General features: G+C 40.4%; 22 protein-coding genes. 17 read left to right on the plus strand and 5 right to left on the minus strand.

All coding sequences use genetic code 11. The features are described 5' to 3' along the window. Window positions 1-77: 77 nt before the first annotated feature. The 11 genes from gspK to pyrF all read left to right on the plus strand — a co-directional run bounded on the left by gspK (window position 78) and on the right by pyrF (window position 8,893). Window positions 78-1,028 carry a type II secretion system minor pseudopilin GspK gene (gene gspK / locus F986_RS15935; RefSeq protein ID WP_004696853.1) on the plus strand — a complete coding sequence of 317 codons (951 nt, stop codon included), beginning with the start codon at window positions 78-80 and terminating at the stop codon, window positions 1,026-1,028. A gap of 122 nt (window positions 1,029-1,150) precedes the next feature. Further along, a complete protein-coding gene (locus tag F986_RS15940; protein WP_004696854.1) occupies window positions 1,151-1,747 on the plus strand; it encodes a 6-pyruvoyl trahydropterin synthase family protein in 597 nt (198 codons plus the stop codon). A 41-nt stretch (window positions 1,748-1,788) separates the two neighbouring features. After that, window positions 1,789-2,502 carry a uracil-DNA glycosylase gene (gene ung, locus F986_RS15945; protein ID WP_004696856.1) on the plus strand — a complete coding sequence of 238 codons (714 nt, stop codon included), beginning with the start codon at window positions 1,789-1,791 and terminating at the stop codon, window positions 2,500-2,502. After that, complete coding sequence (locus tag F986_RS15950) at window positions 2,499-3,620, plus strand: enoyl-CoA hydratase/isomerase family protein (RefSeq protein WP_004696858.1); 1,122 nt, start codon at window positions 2,499-2,501, stop codon at window positions 3,618-3,620. Before ung ends, F986_RS15950 begins: the two co-directional genes overlap by 4 nt. 5 nt (window positions 3,621-3,625) lie before the next feature. Next, on the plus strand, window positions 3,626-4,126 hold the full coding sequence (tadA, locus tag F986_RS15955; RefSeq protein WP_004696859.1) for a tRNA adenosine(34) deaminase TadA: 501 nt from the start codon (window positions 3,626-3,628) through the stop codon (window positions 4,124-4,126). A gap of 75 nt (window positions 4,127-4,201) precedes the next feature. Beyond that, a complete protein-coding gene (locus F986_RS15960) occupies window positions 4,202-4,633 on the plus strand; it encodes an SRPBCC family protein (protein WP_004696860.1) in 432 nt (143 codons plus the stop codon). Window positions 4,634-4,650: 17 nt separating this feature from the next. Further along, window positions 4,651-5,334, plus strand: a complete 684-nt coding sequence (cmk, locus tag F986_RS15965) for a (d)CMP kinase (RefSeq protein ID WP_004696862.1) — start codon at window positions 4,651-4,653, stop codon at window positions 5,332-5,334. A gap of 113 nt (window positions 5,335-5,447) precedes the next feature. Continuing rightward, window positions 5,448-7,124, plus strand: coding sequence for a 30S ribosomal protein S1 (gene rpsA / locus F986_RS15970; protein WP_004696863.1), 1,677 nt, complete (start codon window positions 5,448-5,450; stop codon window positions 7,122-7,124). A 161-nt stretch (window positions 7,125-7,285) separates the two neighbouring features. Beyond that, the gene (locus F986_RS15975; protein WP_004696865.1) at window positions 7,286-7,591 is read left to right on the plus strand and encodes an integration host factor subunit beta; all 306 of its coding nucleotides are present in this window, start codon (window positions 7,286-7,288) and stop codon (window positions 7,589-7,591) included. 17 nt (window positions 7,592-7,608) lie between these two features. Then, window positions 7,609-7,974 carry a lipopolysaccharide assembly protein LapA domain-containing protein gene (locus tag F986_RS15980; RefSeq protein ID WP_004696867.1) on the plus strand — a complete coding sequence of 122 codons (366 nt, stop codon included), beginning with the start codon at window positions 7,609-7,611 and terminating at the stop codon, window positions 7,972-7,974. Between the two features lie 238 nt (window positions 7,975-8,212). Next, a complete protein-coding gene (pyrF, locus tag F986_RS15985; protein WP_004696869.1) occupies window positions 8,213-8,893 on the plus strand; it encodes an orotidine-5'-phosphate decarboxylase in 681 nt (226 codons plus the stop codon). 130 nt (window positions 8,894-9,023) lie between these two features. Here the strand turns inward: pyrF and F986_RS15990 are convergent, their stop codons facing one another. Both F986_RS15990 and F986_RS15995 read right to left on the minus strand, forming a co-directional pair. Beyond that, window positions 9,024-9,932, minus strand: coding sequence for a LysO family transporter (locus tag F986_RS15990; RefSeq protein WP_004696871.1), 909 nt, complete (start codon window positions 9,930-9,932; stop codon window positions 9,024-9,026). Window positions 9,933-9,977: 45 nt separating this feature from the next. Next, complete coding sequence (locus F986_RS15995) at window positions 9,978-11,483, minus strand: flavin-containing monooxygenase (RefSeq protein WP_004696873.1); 1,506 nt, start codon at window positions 11,481-11,483, stop codon at window positions 9,978-9,980. A 148-nt stretch (window positions 11,484-11,631) separates the two neighbouring features. On the opposite strand from F986_RS15995, the gene F986_RS16000 reads away from it, so the two are divergent. The 4 genes from F986_RS16000 to F986_RS16015 all read left to right on the plus strand — a co-directional run bounded on the left by F986_RS16000 (window position 11,632) and on the right by F986_RS16015 (window position 17,324). Further along, window positions 11,632-12,639 carry an AraC family transcriptional regulator gene (locus F986_RS16000; RefSeq protein ID WP_004696875.1) on the plus strand — a complete coding sequence of 336 codons (1,008 nt, stop codon included), beginning with the start codon at window positions 11,632-11,634 and terminating at the stop codon, window positions 12,637-12,639. A gap of 85 nt (window positions 12,640-12,724) precedes the next feature. After that, window positions 12,725-13,876 carry a cell division protein ZapE gene (gene zapE / locus F986_RS16005; protein WP_004696878.1) on the plus strand — a complete coding sequence of 384 codons (1,152 nt, stop codon included), beginning with the start codon at window positions 12,725-12,727 and terminating at the stop codon, window positions 13,874-13,876. Window positions 13,877-14,238: 362 nt separating this feature from the next. After that, window positions 14,239-16,401: a malate synthase G gene (locus F986_RS16010; protein WP_004696881.1), complete on the plus strand. Its 2,163-nt coding sequence runs from the start codon at window positions 14,239-14,241 to the stop codon at window positions 16,399-16,401. Between the two features lie 260 nt (window positions 16,402-16,661). Next, complete coding sequence (locus F986_RS16015; protein ID WP_004696883.1) at window positions 16,662-17,324, plus strand: SOS response-associated peptidase family protein; 663 nt, start codon at window positions 16,662-16,664, stop codon at window positions 17,322-17,324. A gap of 5 nt (window positions 17,325-17,329) precedes the next feature. On the opposite strand, the gene F986_RS16020 is transcribed toward F986_RS16015, so the two are convergent. Further along, window positions 17,330-17,794 (minus strand): MarR family winged helix-turn-helix transcriptional regulator, encoded by a 465-nt coding sequence (locus F986_RS16020; RefSeq protein ID WP_004696885.1) that lies wholly within the window; start codon window positions 17,792-17,794, stop codon window positions 17,330-17,332. A 153-nt stretch (window positions 17,795-17,947) separates the two neighbouring features. After that, entirely contained in the window at window positions 17,948-18,265 is a 318-nt protein-coding gene (locus F986_RS16025; protein ID WP_004696886.1) for a hypothetical protein, read from the minus strand. Window positions 18,266-18,804: 539 nt separating this feature from the next. Between F986_RS16025 and F986_RS16030 the strand changes: the two genes are divergently transcribed. Further along, window positions 18,805-20,331 carry a TerC family protein gene (locus tag F986_RS16030; protein WP_004696888.1) on the plus strand — a complete coding sequence of 509 codons (1,527 nt, stop codon included), beginning with the start codon at window positions 18,805-18,807 and terminating at the stop codon, window positions 20,329-20,331. A 245-nt stretch (window positions 20,332-20,576) separates the two neighbouring features. Continuing rightward, window positions 20,577-21,308 (plus strand): hypothetical protein, encoded by a 732-nt coding sequence (locus F986_RS16035; protein WP_004696889.1) that lies wholly within the window; start codon window positions 20,577-20,579, stop codon window positions 21,306-21,308. A gap of 24 nt (window positions 21,309-21,332) precedes the next feature. On the opposite strand, the gene thiM is transcribed toward F986_RS16035, so the two are convergent. Further along, window positions 21,333-22,208 carry a hydroxyethylthiazole kinase gene (thiM, locus tag F986_RS16040; RefSeq protein WP_004696892.1) on the minus strand — a complete coding sequence of 292 codons (876 nt, stop codon included), beginning with the start codon at window positions 22,206-22,208 and terminating at the stop codon, window positions 21,333-21,335. Between the last annotated feature and the right edge of the window lie 2 nt (window positions 22,209-22,210).

Raw genomic sequence — 22,210 nt, forward strand, 5'->3', positions numbered from 1 at the left:
TTGTAGGATATGAAACTCACGGACTCTATGCAAAACCATTTTTCCTTAAATGTATTCGTTGTAAATAGGTGGATGTTTTGAAGCGCTCTCAGCATGGCATTGCATTGATCACCATTTTGGTGATGGTGGCTTTAGCAACCATCCTTGCTGCTACGATTGCGAAACATCAGCGCAATACCGCAGAGAGTACGGGTTATTTAATGCGACAAAACCAAGCTCTGTTATACGCAAAAAGTGCTGAAGCTTTTTTTTCTGAGCTGTTAGTGGATGATGCTAAAAATGCAGCAGAGGTCGATCATCTACAAGAAACATGGGCGAAGCCCATGCCTGCTTTTCCAGTGGAAGATGGTTTTGTTTCTGGGCGTTTAGAAGATGAATCGGGTAAATTTAATTTAAATGCTTTAGTTAAGTCGGATAAAAAGCCGAATGAGGCTGCAAAACTTTGGTTTGAAAAGCTGTTGGTACGTGTTGGATTGCCTGCACAGCTTTCAGAAGCAGTGATTGATTGGCAAGATGAAGATGATGAAGTCAGTGGGCCGATGGGTGCTGAATCTGCTTATTATCAAAGTTTAGCTCAGGGTTACTTGGCGCCAAATCGTACTTTTTATAATGTTGAACAGTTGAAATTGGTACGAGGTTTTGAGGGGCGCAACTATCAACTGATTGCACCTTATGTGAGTGCTTTACCGAATAATGAATTAAAGGTGAATATAAATACTGCACCTGCGCTGGTGTTGGCTAGCATTGATCCTAAGCTGGATGTATCTGCTATTCAAAATTTACAAAAGCAAAGACAGGCCAATTTGGAGCATTTTTCCAATGTTAATGAACTGTGGGAGGTTGATCCATTTAAACAAGTAGACGAGGCTCAGCGGGCTGCTGTTAATGATTTTCTCGGAGTTCAATCGAACTATTTTAAAGCCAGAATTGAAGTGTTGCTGAATGAGCGTAAGCGTCAGTTTAGTAGTGATTTGGTGCGAAAAGATCAAGCGGTATATGTGGCTTATCGGAGCATGTCACCGTTTTAAAGGGTAAATATAAGACTGATATGATTTACCAATTGGATTGAACAATAAAATAAATGAGCATAGGTTAACTTTTGCTTTATAATTAAAGTCAATTCTCAGAAAGTTTGATTGCATTACGGCATATGTTAATTCGTAAGTTATTTAAGTTTGAAAATGCCCATATTGTACGCAACTGTACATCGGATCGTTGTAAACGCTCCATTCATGGTCATAGTTATAAAGTTGAATTACTCCTCAAAGCATCGAAATTAGATCATGGTCAAATGGTTTATGACTTTGGCTTGCTGAAAGGGGTGATTAAAGACCTTTATGACTCTTTTGATCATGCGATTTGTTTTTGGCAAAACGATGATCCAGAATATATCCAAGCATGTAAAACATTTAGTGCACGTTGGGTGTCGCTGCCTGTTTCGCCATCGGCTGAACAATTTTCACGTATTTTCTTTTATCTTGCACAACAAGTACTCGCGTCGACCGTGACTCAAAACGGTGAAGGCGATGTAGAAGTGTACTCGGTGATTGTGCATGAGACTGATACGGGCTATGCGCAGAGTTTTATTGAAGATATTGAAAATACACAGATGGGGCTTTTAGATTTAAGCCAGATCGAGTTTTCAGAACAAATCCAAGCGGAATGGGCGGACACTGAAATGTATACCAAATTAAAAGAAGGTATCCAATTTCACAATCCGAATGTAGAATTGCAAGTCAAACTGTGAAATTTGTCACGGAATATACAGTAAGGGAATAAGGCGCAAGTATGTCTTTAACAGAACAACAGCAAACCAAGCTTGATAAAATTCAGCTGGATGCCAGTTGGAAACATGGATTAAGTGACTTTTTGCTTAGTACAAAGATGGATGCGCTAAAGCAGTTTCTTGTTACAGAAATAAAAGCGAATAAAGTGATTTATCCGCCAAATGCGCTGATTTTTAATGCATTTAATACGACGCCTTTGGCGAATGTAAAAGTGGTAATACTCGGACAAGACCCATATCATGGACCGAATCAAGCACATGGGCTCAGTTTCTCTGTGCAAAAGGGGCTTGCTTTACCACCATCTTTACGTAATATTTTCCATGAGTTAAATAAAGATTTAGGAATTGATATTCCTAAACATGGGGATTTAACTCGGTGGGCGCAGCAAGGAGTTTTGCTGTTAAACAGTGTATTAACCGTTGAAGCTGGTCAACCAACATCTCATCAAAAACAAGGTTGGGAAGACTTTACCGATCATGTGATTGATGTTTTAAATGAACAGCGCGAGCATATTGTTTTTATTCTTTGGGGAGCATATGCGCAGCGGAAAGGACAACGGATTGATCAAGAAAAGCATTTGGTGTTAAAGGCGGCACATCCGTCACCTTTGGCAGCAAACCGTGGTGGATTCTTCGGTTGTAAAGTTTTTTCAAAATCCAATAATTATCTTAAACAACATGGCATTGAGCCTATAGATTGGCAGCTGGACGCATGACATATTCTCCCGTTTCTAAAAACTACCATCCAGATTTGATTGTAGAAGAAGCAAAAAATGGTTGGCGCATTGTTCGTCTGAATAGACCAAAATCACTTCACGCTTTAGATGAAACGATTGTTTCAGCTTTATTTGAAGTGTTTCAAGATTTTCATAGCGATGACGCAGTAAAAGCCATTTGGTTGGATTCAACCACACCAAAAGCATTCTGTGCGGGTGGTGATGTACGTAAACTTCGTCAATTGGTGATTAACGATGAAGTTGAAACAGCCAATCAGTTCTTTGAGCAAGAATATGCTTTAGATTTGTTACTACACAACTATGCTAAGCCTGTCTTGGTGTGGGGTGAAGGTTATGTCATGGGTGGTGGTTTAGGTCTGTTTATGGCAGCGCCATTCCGTTTGGTGACACCGCATTCACGTTTAGCGATGCCTGAAATTAATATTGGTTTGTACCCAGATGTGGGCGCAACGCGTTTCTTGGCGGATCGTGGAGCAATTGGTCTGTTTACAGGTTTAACGGGTTCAATCATGACAGCTGCAGGCGCATATGGTATTGGTTGGGCAACACACATCTGTGATGCGCAGCGTAATACGGTGCTTGAGAAAGTTATCAATATAGACTGGAGTCATTATCCAGCAGGTGATTTTAGAGCCATTGATGACACATTAAACAGTATGCATCGTCCGGTAGGCCCAGGTCCATTACAGAACTCTTTGGATGTCATTCATAGTGTATGTCGTGGTGTGAACTTCGAGCATGATTATGATGCTATTGTTGGTTTAAGTGATGAGCGTAGCGATTGGCTTCGTCAAGCCAGTGAGAACTTACAAAAAGGCTCACCAACAACTGCTGCATTAACATGGTTGCTATGGCAGTGGGGCAAGCAGGTTCATTCTTGGAATGAAGTGTTCGAGCTTGAAACCCAAATTTCGGACTGGAAAATTCGTCATGCAGACTTTGTTGAGGGTGTGCGTGCGCGTTTAGTGGATAAAGACTTGTCACCAGCATGGAAACAAGGGGCTAGTAATAGCTTAAAGGGTATTTTCGCTGGTAATCCACCAACAACGAGCATTGAAAGCTGGAATGAACTCCTTAAACATTACGATGTAATCTAATCTTTATGACTGATGTTTTAAAAATAGATAGTGAATGGATGCAGCTTGCTTTAGAGCAGGCTGCTATTGCAGCATCAAAAGGTGAAGTCCCTGTTGGGGCGGTCATTGTGAGTCAAAATAAAATTATTGGTTCGGGCTTTAATGCTCCTATTACGTTAAATGACCCTACTGCGCATGCTGAAGTTCAAGCACTGCGTGATGCTTGTCAAAATACACAAAACTATCGTTTACCTGATGATGCGGTCATGTATGTGACGCTTGAGCCTTGTACCATGTGTGTAGGTGCTTTGGTGCATGCACGCGTTTCAAAAGTAGTATTTGGTGCGACAGAGCCGAAAGCGGGCTCTCTTATAAGTGCACGTAAATTATTTGAAACGGGCTATTATAATCATCAGTTCTTGGTTGAGTCGGGTTGTTTACATGAGCAATGCTCACAGCAGCTCAGTCACTTTTTTAAAATGCGCCGCAAACAAAAGCGACTATCCCGTCTACAAGAAAAGGGATGAATGAATTCGTAAAATAATAATTTCATGTAAAATGAAATGACAATAATTATTGTCAAATAAGGCGTTGGAACCACCATGAATAATATTCAGATTAAAAAAGAATTTAATGCACCCGTAGAGCAGGTATTTGATTTACTTTCTAAACATTCAACCTATAACGTCGCTTTTGCACCAGTTCAAGTGGTGCGAGTAAAAGATTCCGCAGATCCAGAACGTCCGGATGGACTTGGTTCTGTACGGCGTATGGGGTTTGGGCCAATTAAACCGTTGCAAGAGCAAATTACATTAATGAATGTGAATGAGCGTATTGAATACAAGATTATTAAAAATCCACTCATCAAACATCATTTGGGTATTATTGAGTTTGAGCCGATTGACTCGAATAAAACGTTAGTGACCTATACGATTGAATTACAGGCACGTGCACCTTTTGTAAGTAAATTAATCCTTGCACAGCTTAAATCTGCGATTAAACTAGGTTTTTCAAAACTCGCTAAATCTGTATAACAAACTTTGGGTAAGCAATGACAGTTCAAATAATCACAATTGATGGTCCAAGTGGTTCGGGTAAGGGCACACTGGCTGCAAAAATAGCAGCCCATTATCAATTTCATTTACTTGATTCGGGAGCGTTATATCGCTTGTTGGGCCTGTCATTGCATCAACAGGATTTGTTGGATGCTTTGTCAAGCGAACTGAGTCAGTGTGTCGAAATTGCTAAACATTTAGACATACAATTTTTAAGTTCTGCACAAGGCACACAAGTCTTGCTCAATGGTGAGGATGTTAGTCAAACCATTCGAACTGAGCGAGTTGGTGAGTTTGCATCAAAAGTTGCAACAATTCCTGAGCTTAGAGCTGCGCTGGTCGATCGCCAACATGCTTTTGCACAAGCACCGGGCTTGGTTGCAGATGGCCGAGACATGGCAACATCCATCTTTCCAGAGGCTCAAGCCAAGATTTATTTAACCGCTTCAGCCCAATCTCGTGCTGAACGCAGAGTAAAGCAGTTGCAGGGTATGGGGCTGGATGCTAAAATAAACGATATTTTAGGTAATATTGAGGCGCGTGATAAACGTGACATGGAGCGCGAAGTTGCTCCACTCAGACCAGCAGCTGATGCCTACATCATTGATAGTTCTGAATTGAACATTGATGAGGTATTTCAGCTTATGACGGCTTATATCGATAAGCAATTAGCAAACTAACGAATTTTTATATTCAGCAGAAGCATAGCTTGATCAGTTCAAAATGGACTATGTAGACGCTTAACTAAACCGGCCTTGTCTGATCCAAGACCGCTGACTTTATCAGGTATATCATGACCGAATCTTTTGCAGCCCTCTTTGAAGAAAGCGAATTAAACCTCAACGTTGAAAAGGGTGCTGTCATCCAAGGCGTTGTAGTAAACATCGATTCTGATTGGGTAACAGTTGACACTGGCCTTAAATCAGAAGGTATTGTTGACCGCGCTGAATTCTTAAATGAACAACGCGAACTTGAAGTTCAAGTTGGCGACACTGTTGATGTTGTTGTTGAAGCGCTTGACAACGGCATGGGTCAAACAGTTTTATCACGTGAAAAAGCGAAACGTGCTGAAACTTGGACTAAACTTGAAAAAATCTTTGAAGACGGCGAAATCGTTACTGGTGTTATCTCTGGTAAAGTTAAAGGCGGTTTCACTGTTGACATCGGTCCAGTTCGTGCGTTCCTTCCAGGTTCTTTAGTTGATACTCGTCCTATTCGTGATACTACTCACTTAGAAGGTAAAGAGTTAGAATTCAAAGTAATCAAACTTGATGCTAAACGTAACAACGTTGTTGTATCTCGTCGTGCTGTTATGGAAGCTGAATCTTCAGCTGACCGTGAAGCTCTTCTTGCTCAGCTTGAAGAAGGTCAAACAGTTACTGGTACTATCAAAAATCTTACTGACTACGGCGCATTCGTTGACCTTGGCGGTATTGATGGTCTTCTTCACATCACTGACATGGCTTGGAAACGTATCAAGCACCCATCAGAAGTTGTTGAAGTTGGTCAAGAAGTTACTGTTAAAGTACTTAAGTTTGACAAAGAACGTAACCGCGTATCTTTAGGTCTTAAGCAATTAGGCGAAGATCCATGGTTAGCGATCATGAACCGTTACCCTAAAGGTTCAATCGTTAAAGCTCGCGTAACTAACTTAACTGACTACGGCTGTTTCGCAGAAATCGCTGAAGGCGTTGAAGGTTTAGTACACGTTTCTGAAATGGACCACACTAACAAAAACATCCACCCATCTAAAGTTGTTCAGATTGGTGATGAAGTTGATGTTATGGTTCTTGAAGTTGACGAAGAGCGTCGTCGTATTTCTCTTGGTATCAAACAAACTCGTGCTAACCCATGGGAAGAGTTTGCTAAGAACCACGACAAAGGTGAAAAAGTTTCAGGTACGATCAAGTCAATCACTGACTTCGGTATCTTCATCGGTCTACCAGGCGGTATCGATGGTCTAGTTCACTTGTCTGATATTTCTTGGAACGAGCAAGGCGAAGAAGCTATCCGTCGTTACAAGAAAGGTGACACAGTTGAAGCGGTTATCTTGTCTGTAGACGCTGAAGGCAACCGTATCAGCCTTGGCATCAAGCAAATGAACAGCGATCCGTTCAACGATTTCTTAGCTGCTAACGAACGCGGTGCACTTGTAAAAGGTACTGTAACTGCTGTTGACGCTCGTGGCGCAACACTTAAGTTAGCTGACGAAGTTGAAGCGACTCTTAAAGCATCTGAAATCAACCGCGACCGCGTTGAAGATGCAACTAAGTTCCTTGAAGTTGGTCAAGAAGTTGAAGCGAAAATCATCAACGTAGATCGTAAATCTCGCTCTATCAACTTGTCTATCAAAGCGAAAGACGAAGCTGAAGAGAAAGAAGCAGTTGCTAACTTGAAGACAGCAACTACTGGTCAAGACAATGGTCCTAAGACTATTGGTGATTTGATCAAAGCTCAAATGGGCAACTAAGTAGATGTTTGAATTGTATTGTTAATGTAAGTTAACTAATACTTTTTACACAAATACAATAAACGGTAGCGTAGTATTCACTTATTACGCTACCGTTTTGTATTTAAACAGGTTATTATCAATCTATCTACAAGGTAGCTTGATAATTAAAGAGGTCGCAGATGACTACTGAAGCACTTAATAAGTCTGACTTAATAGAGCGTATTTCTCTTAAAAACCCGCACTTAGCAGAGCCATTAGTGGAAGAAGCTGTTAAGATTATGATTGATCAAATGATTGCATCTTTGTCTTCTGATAATCGTATTGAAATTCGTGGTTTTGGTAGTTTTGCACTCCATCACCGTGAGCCTCGTGTTGGGCGTAATCCTAAAACAGGTAAGTCGGTAGAAGTGGCTGCTAAAGCTGTTCCACATTTCAAACCAGGTAAAGCATTACGTGATGCAGTAAACGAGACTGCAGGCGAATAAAATTTATTGGGGTGCTTATGCGTTACGTATTATTCGCATTATTAATTGTACTGTTTGGCTACTGCCTAGCTTTAGTGCTACAAAACGGAACTGAGCTAACCGTTGATCTGTTGTTTATACAGGTTCCAGCAATGCGTTTAGGCCTATTGTTATTATTAACAATGGCTTTAGGGATTGTGTTGGGTTTGTTAATTGGTGTTCAGGTATTTCGTGTATTCCAGAAAGGTTGGGAAATTAAGCGACTACGTAAAGACATTGATCACCTTCGTAAAGAGCAGATTCAATCCGCTCAGTTGGCTGCTGCTGAAGCTGCAGCACATACAAGACATGAAAAAACGGTGTTAGATATCAATCCTAATGATCGTCCATCTACACCGCTTTAAGCCACAATATGAAGTAAGATTTCTATCTTAGAAGTATTGAAGCAAGTTTGATTTAAACGCCTTTGGATATATAGCCAAAGGCGTTTTTTATTGTGCTTTAAAATATTGATAACTATATAAAAAGTATATGAATAAAGAACTTAGTTTGAATTTTAAATGGTTTTTAGAAAAATAGTCTTGGTCGTTTTAGGCTTAATCCGTATAATGCCATAATTTTGTGAGTTTGAAGGGTCTCCCCATGAGTATTATTGTTGCCTTAGATGCAAAAAGTCATTATGACGCAATGACGATTGCTGGGCAATTAGACCCTCAATTATGCCGTGTAAAAGTCGGTAAAGAATTATTTACCCATGAAGGCTCATCTATTGTTAAAGCTTTACATGGTGAAGGCTTTGAAGTCTTTCTAGATCTAAAATTTCACGATATTCCAAATACGACTGCGCAAGCGGTATGTGCTGCTGCAGATATGGGGGTTTGGATGGTAAACGTCCATGCTTCAGGTGGCCGTAAAATGATGGAAACTTGCGTTGAGCGCTTAAAGGCAGGCAACTATAACACTCAACTGATAGCAGTAACGGTGTTAACCTCGATGGGCCGTGAAGATTTAGCCGATATTGGTCTAGATATTGAACCATTTGAACAAGTCAAGCGTCTAGCAAAACTGACTAAAGACAGTGGTTTAGATGGTGTGGTATGTTCAGCGCAAGAAGCAAAAATGCTGCGTGAGACTTTGGGTTCAGAGTTTGCATTGGTAACACCGGGCATTCGCCCTGAGGGCTCAAGTGCGGATGACCAAAAGCGTATCGTAACGCCAAAACAAGCAATGTTAGACGGTGCAACACATCTAGTGATTGGTCGACCAATTACACAGTCTGCAAACCCGTGTCAGATGCTCAAAGATATTTTAGCGACGCTTTAAGCGACTAGAAATCTAAAAAGCCTTTCATTCGAAAGGCTTTTTTATGGATTAAATTTTAAAAAGAATTGTTGGTGAGCGAAGTGGTGGCAATAGCAAAATAAAAAGACAGCATTGAATAGTGCGCTATGCTTTACAGAGCCGCCAATACGCTGACGACAATTGGTGCCAAAACTGACAGGATGAAGCCGCTCACCATGGCATGTGGAATAAAGTCATTCCCACAGGCTTGTTTGACCATTGGTAGTGTGACATCCATTGCTGTAGCTCCTGCGGATGAAATCGCAGAGCGGGGGTAACGCCAGCCAATGATATACATAAACACAATCGCAAAGATTTCTCTGAACAAATCATTCATCAGTGCAATACTGCCTAAATGTGCATTCTTTAACTCCGTGACCACAATGCCAGTCATAGAGTAGAAACCATAACCTTGAGATAACATAATCAAGTCTTTTATTTGAATGCTCGGCACAAAATAGGCCGTTACAAACGCCCCAATAATTGAACCCAGAATACAACCAAGTGGAACGAGTAGGATTTGCCAGTTTAACCATGAGCGATCTAGTGGGGAATAGGCTAAATCAAGCCCGATCAGGAACATGAAAACCAGTAACAAGTTCCATGTACTGATATGAAGGGTATAGCCGAAACCTGAAGATAGTTCTGCCAAACCATAACCTAACGCCAGTGCGATAAATGCATAACTGATATTGATTAATGATTTGCTCACAAGGCTCATGGACACTTTGCCATGACTGGGTTGATAGCCCAACAGTTTAAATAATATGTAACAACAGACAAAAGCGCCAATACTGGTCATAACTGCTAAAAGCGCTGCATGATTGAGTATCTGCCAAGGTTCGGCAATACTATGCAACGTCGTTGAAAACTCAATCGCAATTGCGATTAAGAGAATATACGTAAAATAGGGCAAGATTTGAAAGGCAAGTCGTTCAAGCCATTTGGGTAAACGACGCGCCAAAACAAATCCAAGTGCTAAACAAATAAGAAGCTGAAAAATCAACCAAAACGATTGCATGTCAAATAAAGTGTGAATAAATACTAACTTATTATGACCGCGATCTTAATTTATTGCTTGACTATCTTGCTTAGAATTTAAAAAACGATAGTCTGCAGGATTGGCTTTTCGTATTTTTAGCCAATACTTCCATGTATAGCTGGGCCATAAAGAGAAATTTTTCCCATCCGCTTGTTGATACCAGCTGACGCAGCCAGATTGCCAAATGGTATCTGTAAATTGACTTTGTAAATGCTGATTAAATTGGTCTTGAATATCTGCTTTCACAACGATTGCTTGAGATTGGGTTTTTTGTGCCATCTCGATGAGCTGTAGAATGTAATTTACTTGTGACTCAATCATAAAAATAACTGAGTTATGACCTAAGACTGTATTGGGCCCTAAAAGCTGAAATAAGTTTGGGAAACCTTTGGTGCTAATTCCATAGTAACTTTCGGCCCCATCTTGCCATACGTCTGTAAGCTCAATATGATTCAGCCCTGTACAGCTAAAGGATTTAAGATAAATACGTGGGTCAGTCACAAAACCTGTGCCATAGATGAGGCAGTCAATTTTACGCTTTTTCCCATCTTTGGTGATGATACTGTCCTCAGTTAACTCCAAAATATCATCGGTAACCAATTCAACATTTTTACGGTTAAAGCTTGGATAATATTTGTTGGAGACCAAGATGCGTTTGCAACCCATAATATAGTTGGGAATTAACTTATCTGCGGTTACAGGGTCTTTGACTTGATGGCGAATATACGCTTCTGCTAGTTTTTGTGCATATTTCATGACCTGTGGTTTCATAATGGGAACTACACGAGATTCATTCGTCCAATACAGACGAGCTCGATGAAGTTTTCGAAACCAATCAAATCGATTAAGCAGTGCTTTTTCAATGGGTAAATAACGACGTTCATCCCGAGGAATAACCCATGCAGCTGTCCTTTGTAGTACGTAGAGTTGTTTCACTTTTTCTGCAATTTCAGGAATATATTGAATAGCGCTTCCCCCAGTGCCAATAGAGGCAGCATTTTTATTGCTGAGGTCATAGTCATGATCCCACTGCAATGAATGGAAAACTTTGCCTTTAAACTTCTCGATACCCGCAATACGCGGAATTTGTGGTACATGCAGCGGACCAGATGCGAAAATAACAAATTGAGCGGTTAGTGTTTCATTTTGATTAAGGGTGAGTTGCCATAAACACTGATTTTCTAAGTAATGTGCAGCACTGACTTCGGTGTTAAAGCGGATATAAGGCTGCAATTGATGCTCAGCAGTGAGAGTTTGCATGTATTGATAAATTTCAGGTGCTTCAGCATAACGTTTAGACCAGTCAGTCTTGGGTGAGAAAGACAAGGAATAGAGATGTGACTGTACATCACAAGCAGCGCCCGGATATTGGTTTTCACGCCATGTGCCACCTATTTCACTGGCTTTTTCCAAAATTACAAAATCACGAATATTGTTTTGTAAAAGACGAATAGCCATCGCTAAGCCACCAAAGCCTGCACCAATAATGGCGATTTTTACCTGAGGGGTTGTTGAATTTGCTGCCTGCATTTGTTTTTCCTTTTTGTTTTACTTTATTGTAGAGTAACTATCCAGAAGATCTATGATAGCCCTGACAAGAAAATTGATAGATTCGGCAATTGTTGTGCGCTAGGCGGCTGTAGTAAAACATAGGCCAATATTTTGCTTTTAATTGATTATGAAACGTTCTGTACTTGGCTTGATGTATTTGATTCAAGGAATGCGTAAAGCAGGAGTCGCAGTCGATCAAAAGTTACAAAGCATTGGCTTACGTGTGGAGTCGCTTGATCCGAATGCGATCATTCATCCTGCTCTAGAGTGGGATATTTTGAAAATCATTGCAGAGGATATTGAGCCTGAGCAAGGCTTGTTTATTGGTCAGCATTATGTTTTGGCAGGATATGGCCCCTTACTGATGTTATTGATGACCAGTCCAACGACACATACCGCGTTAGAACAGGGTATTCGCTATCAGAGTTTGACGCATTTGAGTGGCTTATTGGGTTTGAAAAAACAAAATGATCAAGTCGCACTGTGTTATCTACCGAGAGACTTGCAAACACCTGTGGGTCAGTTGCGTGCACATTCTGAAATAGCGGGAACCTATAAGTTTTTACAAGATATTTATAAGATGATTGGGCTGGAAATGCCTGAGATTCGAATTACTTTACCTGTTGCACGACCTGAAGATGCGAAAAAACTGGTGCTCTATCAGCAGGTTTATGGTCAGCAAGTGAGTTTTGGTACGCAGCAAGCTGAATTTTGGTTTGATGAATGGGTTTTAAATGTGCCGATTCCTTCAGCAGATTTGATGACATTTAACGTTTATGCAGGCAAATGTCAGGCGGAATTGCAGCGTTTGGAAGAAACGGCAGAGCAACCGAGTCTGATTCAACGGGTACAAGATTATTTGGAGTTGCAACGAGGTTTACTGCCGACCATGGCTGAAACCGCGCAAGCTTTGAATTTGCCAGAGCGAACCTTAAGACATCAGTTGCAACAGTTAAATAGCAGTTATAAACAAATTCGTGAGCAATTAATGAAAGATCGTGCACTACATTTGATGGAATATCAGGAATATTCCATTGAAATGATTGCAGAGTTATTGGGTTACTCGGAGCCTGCAGCCTTTAATCATGCATTTAAACGGTGGTTTGGTTACAGTCCACGACAATATGGGAAATAGCCTAAGCATAATTATGCCAAAGTGTTATATATTAACTTTTCCACTCCGCTATAATTGATATAGCCTAAAAACAGTATTAAATGATATGTCAGATTTTAATTCACCTACCGCATTCAGTCCTTTATCTCCTGCAGAGCGCTATGCGCAAGCCTTGGCATCTGGGCAGTTCATGTCTGATGAGGCACAAGCTCAGGCCGTTCATGAGCTGGATCGCGTTTGGCATGAATTAATTCAACGTTTTAAGGCATCTAAAAAAGCATTCCGTCGTTTCCGCCGTCAAACTTCTCCCCGTGGTGTGTATATGTGGGGTGGTGTAGGCCGTGGTAAAACATGGTTGATGGATCAGTTTTATGACTCAATTCCATTTCGTCGTAAAACACGGATGCACTTTCACCATTTTATGCAACATGTACATCGTGAGCTCAACAAGCTTTCAGGTCAGCGTAACCCTTTAGATGCGGTTGCGGATCAAATTTATAAAGAAGCAGTGGTCATTTGTTTCGATGAGTTCTTCGTCTCGAATGTTACGGATGCCATGATTCTTAGTGATTTGTTCCAAAAGCTTTTTGCACGTGGCATTACCTTGGTGGCAACCTCAAACATTGCACCAGATGGTTTGTATAAAAACGGCATTCACCGTGATCGTTTCATTCCAACCATTGAAATGGTGAAACAGCAGTGTGTGATTTTAAATGTAGATGCAGGCGTGGACTACCGTTTACGTGTTTTAAAACAAGCGCAACTCTTTAAATCTCCTTTAACACATGAGCACCAACGTTGGATTGCACAGCGTTTTAGCGCATTGACACAGACCCAAACCATTTCAGATGAGCCGATTATTATTAATAATCGTATTGTAGAAACGGTCGGGCATACTGAAGATGTTTTATGGTGTGAGTATTCAGAGCTGTGTTTAAAACCACGTAGTCCTGCTGACTTTATCGAAATTGCAAATATTTATAATACTGTGTTGGTGAGTAATGTTCCGCATTTGACCGATTATCTTTCTGAAGGGACGCGTCGTTTTATTTATCTGGTCGATGAGTTTTATGACCGTGGGGTAAAACTGATTTTAACCTCAGAAGATACAATTATTGATTTGTACTCTGGTGATAAATTAGCCTTTGAAATTGAACGCACGCGTTCACGTTTATTGGAAATGCAATCAGATGATTACTTGAATGAAGCACATCGACAAATACAAGCTGAAGCAAGTAAACAACAAGAAGAAATTTAAAAATATAAGCACCCAAAAGGGTGCTTTTTTTATGTGCATTTTCATCGATTAATTTATCGACTTTTTTGAATAATCATGGCTTAATCAGGATTGAAAATAGGGAGAATATTGGTTTTAAGTGTAAAAAATATACAAACCTGCACTTAAGTCTAATTTCGGCATTTCAAAAACTTAATAAACTACTAAAGAGCATTTTGTAAATTGATAATGCTTGTGCCTTGAGCAGTATTTTATTTGGTAGTTTGTATATTTTATTAAATAAAAAATGATCACTATTTCGCACGGTGATATTACTATTCAGCCAAGTTTAAATCGGTATACTAGAATCTCTTGTATAAAAAGTAGCAATATCAGGAAAGACAATGACTGCACGTATTCAAAAAGGCAAGTTAGCGATTGCTAAAGAACTTTACGATTTCATCGAAAATGAAGCACTTCCAGGTTCAGGTTTGGACAGTGAAACTTACTGGAAAAACTTTGAACAAGTCGTTGTCGATCTTAGCCCAAAGAACAAAGCACTATTGGCTAAGCGTGACGACATTCAAGCGAAGATCGATGAATGGCACCGCAACAACAAATTTGAACTTGGAGCTTACAAAGCTTTCCTTACTGAAATTGGCTACTTAGTACCAGAAGTAGAAGATTTCCAAATCAGCACAGAAAATGTAGATGAAGAAATCGCATTATTGGCTGGTGCGCAATTGGTAGTGCCTGTGCGTAATGCACGTTACTGCTTAAATGCTGCAAACGCGCGTTGGGGCTCTTTATACGATGCACTTTACGGTTTTGACGTGATCCCTGAAGACGGTGGCGCGGAAAAAGGTAAAGGCTATAACCCTGTGCGTGGCGACAAAGTTATTGCATTTGCTAAAAACTTCTTAAATGAAACCTTCCCATTAGCGAATGGTTCGCATGCTGAGGCGACAAAATATGCAGTTGAAGGCAAAAAGTTAGTTGTGACGTTAAAAGACGGTTCGACATCGACTTTGGCTAAAGAAGCACAATTTGTTGGTTTTAATGGTGAAGAAGCTGCTCCAACAGAAATCGTACTTTTAAACAACGGCCTACACGTTGTGATTGAAGTTGATGCGAACAGCCCAATTGGTAAAACAGATGCTGCTGGCGTAAAAGATTTAGTTCTTGAAGCTGCTGTAACGACTATTCAGGATTTAGAAGATTCGATCGCTGCCGTAGATGCAGAAGAGAAAGTTGAAGGCTACCGTAACTGGTTAGGTTTGATGAAAGGTACACTTTCAGAGTCTATCGAGAAAAATGGTAAAACCGTTACGCGTACTTTGAATAAAGACCGTACGCACAAAAACTTGATTGGTGGTGAAACGAAACTTCATGGCCGTTCATTGATGCTTCTTCGTAACGTGGGTCACCTCATGACCAACCCTGCGATTCTTGTAGATGGTGCTGAAATCTACGAAGGTATCATGGATGCATTAATCACTCCGCTTTTGTCTTTTGCAGACATTAAAGGTGAAAACGAAAACAAGAACTCCCGTAAAGGTTCTATGTACATCGTTAAGCCAAAAATGCATGGTCCTGAAGAAGTTGCTTTTGCAGTTGAATTATTTGAACGTGCAGAGCAAGCATTAGGTTTACCTGAGAAAACGTTAAAAATCGGTATTATGGATGAAGAACGTCGTACATCTGTAAACTTGAAAAACTGTATTGCGCAAGCAAAAGACCGTACCATCTTCATTAACACTGGTTTCATGGACCGTACAGGAGATGAAATCCATACCTTTATGGAAGCAGGTCCATTTGTTCGTAAGGGTGAAGTGAAATCACAAATTTGGTTCCCAGCATATGAAAATCGTAACGTGATGATCGGTCTTCAAGCGGGCTTACGTGGTAAAGCACAAATTGGTAAAGGCATGTGGCCAAAACCAGATATGCTTTTAGACATGTACAAAACCAAGATTGAACATCCAGAAGCGGGCGCAAGCTGTGCATGGGTTCCTTCTCCATCTGGTGCTGTCATTCATGCGATTCACTATCACCAATGCAACGTGTCTGAGCGTCAAAAAGAATTATTGAATACTCAGCCTTTATCATTAGATGATCTATTAACACCGCCTTTAGCGACAGACACAAACTGGACTGAAGAAGAGAAAACCAAAGAGCTTGAAAATAACCTTCAAGGGATCTTGGGTTATGTTGTGCGTTGGGTTGACTTGGGTGTAGGTTGTTCGAAAGTTCCAGACATCAACAACGTTGGTTTAATGGAAGACCGTGCAACTTTACGTATTTCATCTCAACACGTTGCAAACTGGTTGCGTCACGGCATCGTATCTGCGGCGCAAGTTGAAGAAGTGATGCAGCGTATGGCGAAAATCGTAGATGAGCAAAATGCAAACGATCCGCTTTACACCCCTATGGCGCCAAGCTTCGATGGTTATGCATACAAAGCAGCGTATGACCTAGTGTTTAAAGGTGGTGAGCAGCCATCAGGTTATACAGAACCACTTCTGCATGCTGCGCGTTTGAAGTTAAAAGGTTATACAGGTGACTAATCTGTAAAGCTAAAAAAGCCTCTTCGGAGGCTTTTTTATTGGCTGAAATAAGTCGTACTGCGTTTATATAGGAAATGCATAAGACTGATTTAATTTCGGGTAATAGCGCCCTATAGATTAGCACTTGCTTAGAGCTATGAATGGGTTTAAGCCTAGTGTGAAATAAGTATCTCGACTAGACGCTGCGGATAAAAGCCTTATACAATTCACTATATAAAGCTCATCATACTATTGTTAACCATCAAGTTGGATGAAAATCCATGTGCGCTAATTTTAAACCTCTAACCCTTGCTCAAGTACAACAGTTTGGTCTCCCTGAAATTCCTTTTGATTATGTCGAAGAAGTCTATCCTGGTTATGAGTTGCCTTTATTGTTCAAATCAAATTTAGGATTTGAGTGGCGTAAGGTACATTTTGGTTTAATACCGAAATGGGCTGAAGATAAGAGTATTGCAAGCAAAACCTATAATGCTCGAAGTGAGACACTTCTGCAAAAGGCCAGTTTTATTGAAGCGACTTCCAAATATCAGTTTGGGGTGATTCCCGTTTTTGAATTTTATGAGTCCAAATATATAGAACAAAAGCCGCAGAGATGGGGTGTCAGACGACAGGATAGGCAGGTCATTTTTGTTGCTGCACTATATGAAATCTGTCGTATAGCAGGCGAGGTAGTCCGTTCAGCCACCATGATTACGATGGATGCCATAGATCATCCAATGATGCGGGAGTTTCATGAGCCGGGGGATGTGAAGCGCTCAGTGATCGTGATTCCACATGAACGCTTAGAGGACTGGCTCAGCTGGAAATCACCAAATATTCAATCCTTTGTACAAGGCTTTCCTGTTGAAGAGTTTGAATGTTCACATGTGCCGAAAATAAAAGTCGAAAAAGAGAGTCCCCAACTCAACTTTTTCGACTTTTAAACGGTTTAGCGAGCTAAATTTTTAAACACGTGTTTTAAGCTTTCCATCATTTTTTCAATTTGCAAAGGCGTTAAGCCTTCAAATGATTGCTCAAGCACAACACTGGTGAGATCATTGATCTTATTGGTCATTTCAACACCTTTTTCGGTGAGAAGAACACGGGTGATACGTGCATCATCTTCACAAGAATAAGTTTCAACCAATCCTTCATCCTTTAAGCGATAAACAATTTTGGTGGTTGTCGACATTTTAGAGACCACCATGTCAGACAAATCAGAAACACTGGCATGTGGCTTTGAATCTAGAGCCAGTAAAATACGACGACGTGAGTTATCTAAACCATACTTTTTTAAAGCGTGATCGACATTGAGTACATACTGTGCATGTACTTGTGTTACCCAGTAAAATGGAAAACTTTCTAAAGAAAAATCTTCAGAACCTGGTAGGAACTTACTGTACTTTTTGGTCATATGACGGATTCCCCGTGAATCGTATTTTTATTTTATAGATCATTTGAACACATTTTATGTGAACACTCATACACTTATCAATACAAAATTACTGGATTTGTCATCATAAAGGAAATCTGTTAAAAGAAAGCCTTGGCCAGTAATCAAGAAAAGTTAAGCGTGGTTGTTTAGAAGAGACAGGGTATAGCCGTCTTTATCTTGATGGAAGCTCACAATACTTTGAGCAAATTGTACAACTTCATCTTCGACTTCAGCATTCTGGTGAGAATCTAAAGAGAGTTTAGCCATGGGAACACCGTCCTGTAGAACGATAGGCAAGTGCATTTCAAACTTTTGGTTATTATGCGAAACCACAACTTTAACTTGATGCTGATCAAATGAGGAGTCTAAATGCAGATATGCGCCTTCATAGCTAGTATTGGCAAGCATTTTTGACGTCTTATTGAAGGTCAATGCTTTTTCATTGTTCATAGCGATGAATCCTGTCTTCGATTACTTTGATCGGATTGTCAATCCGCGCATCCTTGGTTTGGGTGATTGACCACTTTTACAACAATGCTGGTCGTGTTTCATTTTAGTGAAAAAAATGGATTTGTGAACTAGTGTTTTTAACAAAAAGTGTCATTTGTGGAAATCATAAATGTAGTGAATTGATATTTTTTAACTATTATTAAAATAAATAATTAAATAAAAACAATTATTTGGTTTTTATTTGCGATGGATTTAATTAGAAAAACTAAAAAATGACCGTGGCGTCTAATCTTTATAGAATGCGACAATTGGCATTAAGTGACAAAATTTCAAACAGTGATTTCGATATTTTTATGTATTTTTTGCATAATAAGTGGTCGAATATTAAAATTTTGTTAAAAACCATAAAAAAATTATTACAAGCCAAACATCTCAGGCATAATTATTTCATCTTTAGTTGAACAGGTCACAAATATGGATCCGTCGCCGTGCAGGTCTATGCTTTTAAAACAGAAACATAATTCTGGGGTAATGAAATAATGGAATTTTTATTAGATCCGGGAATATGGGTAAGTTTACTTACGCTTATTATATTAGAAATTGTTTTAGGTATTGATAACCTAGTCTTTATTGCCATTTTGGCTGAAAAACTTCCTCCTGAGCAACGCGATAAAGCGCGTGTCATTGGTCTTTCGCTTGCACTTTTAATGCGCTTGGGCTTGTTGTTTATCATCACTTGGTTAGTCACGTTGACTCGACCGCTGATTACTGTGTTGGATTGGACATTCTCTGGGCGAGACCTGATTCTTTTATTTGGTGGCTTATTCCTAGTCTATAAAGCCGTTACCGAATTGCATGAAAAAATTGAAGGTAAGCCAGAAGTTAAGCTGACCACCAATGTGGTTTATGCGGGTTTCACCGCAGTTGTGGCACAGATTGTGATCCTTGACGCGGTATTCTCACTGGATTCGGTGATTACAGCGATTGGTATGGTCGACAACATTAATGTGATGATGGTGGCTATGGTCGTTGCCATGGTGGTCATGCTGTTGGCGTCGAAACCATTAATGACTTTTGTAAACCGTCATCCGACTGTGGTCATCTTGTGTTTAAGCTTCTTACTGTTGATTGGTATCAGCCTGATTGCGGAAGGTTTTGGCTTCCACATTCCTAAAGGTTATATCTATTCGGGTATTGGTGTTGCCATTGCAATTGAAGCCTTTAACCAGTTTGGTGAGCGCAATGCGGCAAAACATGAAGCGAAAATTCCACTGCGTCATCGTACTGCGGATTCTATTTTAAAACTCATGGGCGGCAAGCTCCAAGCTGAAGACCCTGATCAGCTTCAAGCGCAAGAAACTTTTGCGGATGAAGAGCGTTATATGATTGGTGGTGTACTGACATTGGCTGAACGTTCAGTCGCGTCGATCATGACACCGCGTAGTCAAATTTCGTGGGTCAATCTTGATGATTCACCTGAGAAAATTCGTGAACAGGTATTGTCTGTGCCGCACAGTTTATTTCCTGTGTGCCGCGGTAGCTTAGATAAAGTGATCAGCATTGCGCGCGCCAAAGAATTGCTCGATGTCTTAGATGATGAAGAGCAATTGAAAGACCTGATCAAACGTCATCGTCCAATTTACATTTTTGAAAAAATGAAAGTCATTGATGCGATAAATACGCTAAGAACGTCTAAAGGTTCATTGGTTTTGGTGAGCGATGAGTTTGGTAATGTGCAAGGACTCGTTTCACCGCTTGACGTATTTGAGGCGATTGCTGGTGAATTTCCCGATGCCGATGAGCAACTTGATTTGGTAAAGGTAGATGATCAGACGTGGAAGGCGACAGGCATGCTGGATTTATATCAGCTTGAACTGGAACTCGGGATGATCGATTTGGTTGAAGAAGATGCAGGTTATATCAGTGTTGCCGGTTTAATCTTAGATAAAACTCATGGTGATGTACACGTTGGAACTCAACTGGACTACCGAGGTGTTCACTTTGAAGTACTTGAGTTGGATTCAAATCGAATTAAGACAGTAAATATTACTTATCGTACTGCTTAATCATTGCAAAAATAGATTGTGAGAAAAATGTCAGCCTCGTGCTGGCATTTTTTCTGCTTATAAAATAAGCGCTATGCACTTAAATAAAAAGCAGTTATTCTATGCCCGCAATTGGGCTGTCGTATTTCGTACTTGAAATTACCTGTTTGGTGAAGACAGCTTGTTTCTATCCCTATGGTCATCAAAGCATTGCATTTAGACTATAGCAGTAAAACAAGTGATCAAAATAAGAACGGAAATACTTCATGCAACTTATGGAAAAGGTCGTTGATTTTAAAAAGCTTTCAGTAGAGAAAAAACAAGTTCTATTTGAAGAGCTTGAAACTTTTGATCGACAAATTTTCCCAAATGCAATCCCAGCAGAACTGCATCAATTGGTGTATAACCCTGATGTAGTGGCATTACCTATTATTCGTTTTTATCATCGCGGAAAAATAGTTGGGCAAAATATTATTGTCATCTTGAAGCTTAAGACAGCGCATCAACCCTTATATATTCTTAGCTCGCGTGCCGCTTTTTTACCTGACTACCGAAATCAAAACAGAACACTTTTATCTGCAATTCGAGTGACCTTAGGTTATCGTTTAAAATATCCTACGCGTCAGTTATGGTTTGTTTCGAGTTTGATGCAGCCAAAAGTATATCGGCTGTTTGCTTCACGTTCAAAACGTTTTTATCCACGTGCAGAAGTGCCAATGCCTGAGGATTATTTACAGGTTCTTGATCTCATACAAAACCGTCATGTGAATGTGCAACAACGCAGTGAGGATGTGTTTGTGCATCCTTGTGTACTGCCACAGACCACGCCTGAACAATTGATACGGCTTCGAAATCGGGCCAGCCGTCATATCAACTTTTATATGCAACATACGCCTGATTATTTTATTGGTATGGGCTTGATGTGTATCTGTAAATTAGATCTGTTGACTCTGCTGGAAGCGGCGATGAACGTGCTTTTAGGGCGAGAAGTTGCTTAAGCAGAAACTCTCGCCATACTTTATTTAGGCTGAGGTGCGGATAAGCTGTATATCCGCATATTCATAAATGGTTTCAGCTTTCATTTGATGAATGTGATCCATAAACGCTACATTAAAACTTCCTGTGCTTTGGCTTTGGGTATAAGCAAGTTGCCCCGCAATGGCAAAGTGGACATGCGCAGACAGCGCTGCAATGACAGGATTGGTGACTGCGCTATAGGCTGCAATTAATGCACCAAGGGCACAACCTGTAGCAGTAATTTTGGGTTGTAAATGCGAACCACCATTGACTTGGATTACAGCATCAAGTTGTTTTGAGAGAATGTAGTCAAACTCGCCAGAAATGGCAATGACTTCAGCCTGTGCTAAAAGTGTTTTTGCTTGATGGTAGACATCGGCACTGCTTGCCGTACTGTCAACGCCTTTGGTTTCGATCTGATTCCCCGCAAGTGTACTGATTTCCGATGCATTGCCACGAATAACGGTAGGTTGAAAAGCCAATAGCTGATCGACCATTTCAGAGCGCCATTTTAAAAATGGCCCATATCCTACAGGGTCTAATATCCACGGAATGTTTTGTTGCTGCGCGGTTTGTGCCGAGATTTGCATGGCTTGCATTTGTTCAGAGGTTGGCGTACCTAGGTTAATACTGAGTGCTGCACTAATGCGTGTGAAACTTTCAGCTTCAAAGGGATTATCAATCATGGCAGGAGAGGCCCCCGCAGCCAATAAAACGTTGGCTGCATAGTTGGCAGCGACACTGTTGGTGATACATTGTACCAAAGGTTGTTGCGTTTGCAGGGCAGTCCAAGCTTCAGCAACATATGCCACCAAGACATCGGTTTGGTCTTGAATCGATTGTTTTGTGTTAAGCAAGGACAGGTCTAAAAGCTGGGTCATAG

The sequence above is a fragment of the Acinetobacter johnsonii CIP 64.6 genome (assembly GCF_000368045.1).
Taxonomy (GTDB): Bacteria; Pseudomonadota; Gammaproteobacteria; order Pseudomonadales; family Moraxellaceae; genus Acinetobacter; species Acinetobacter johnsonii.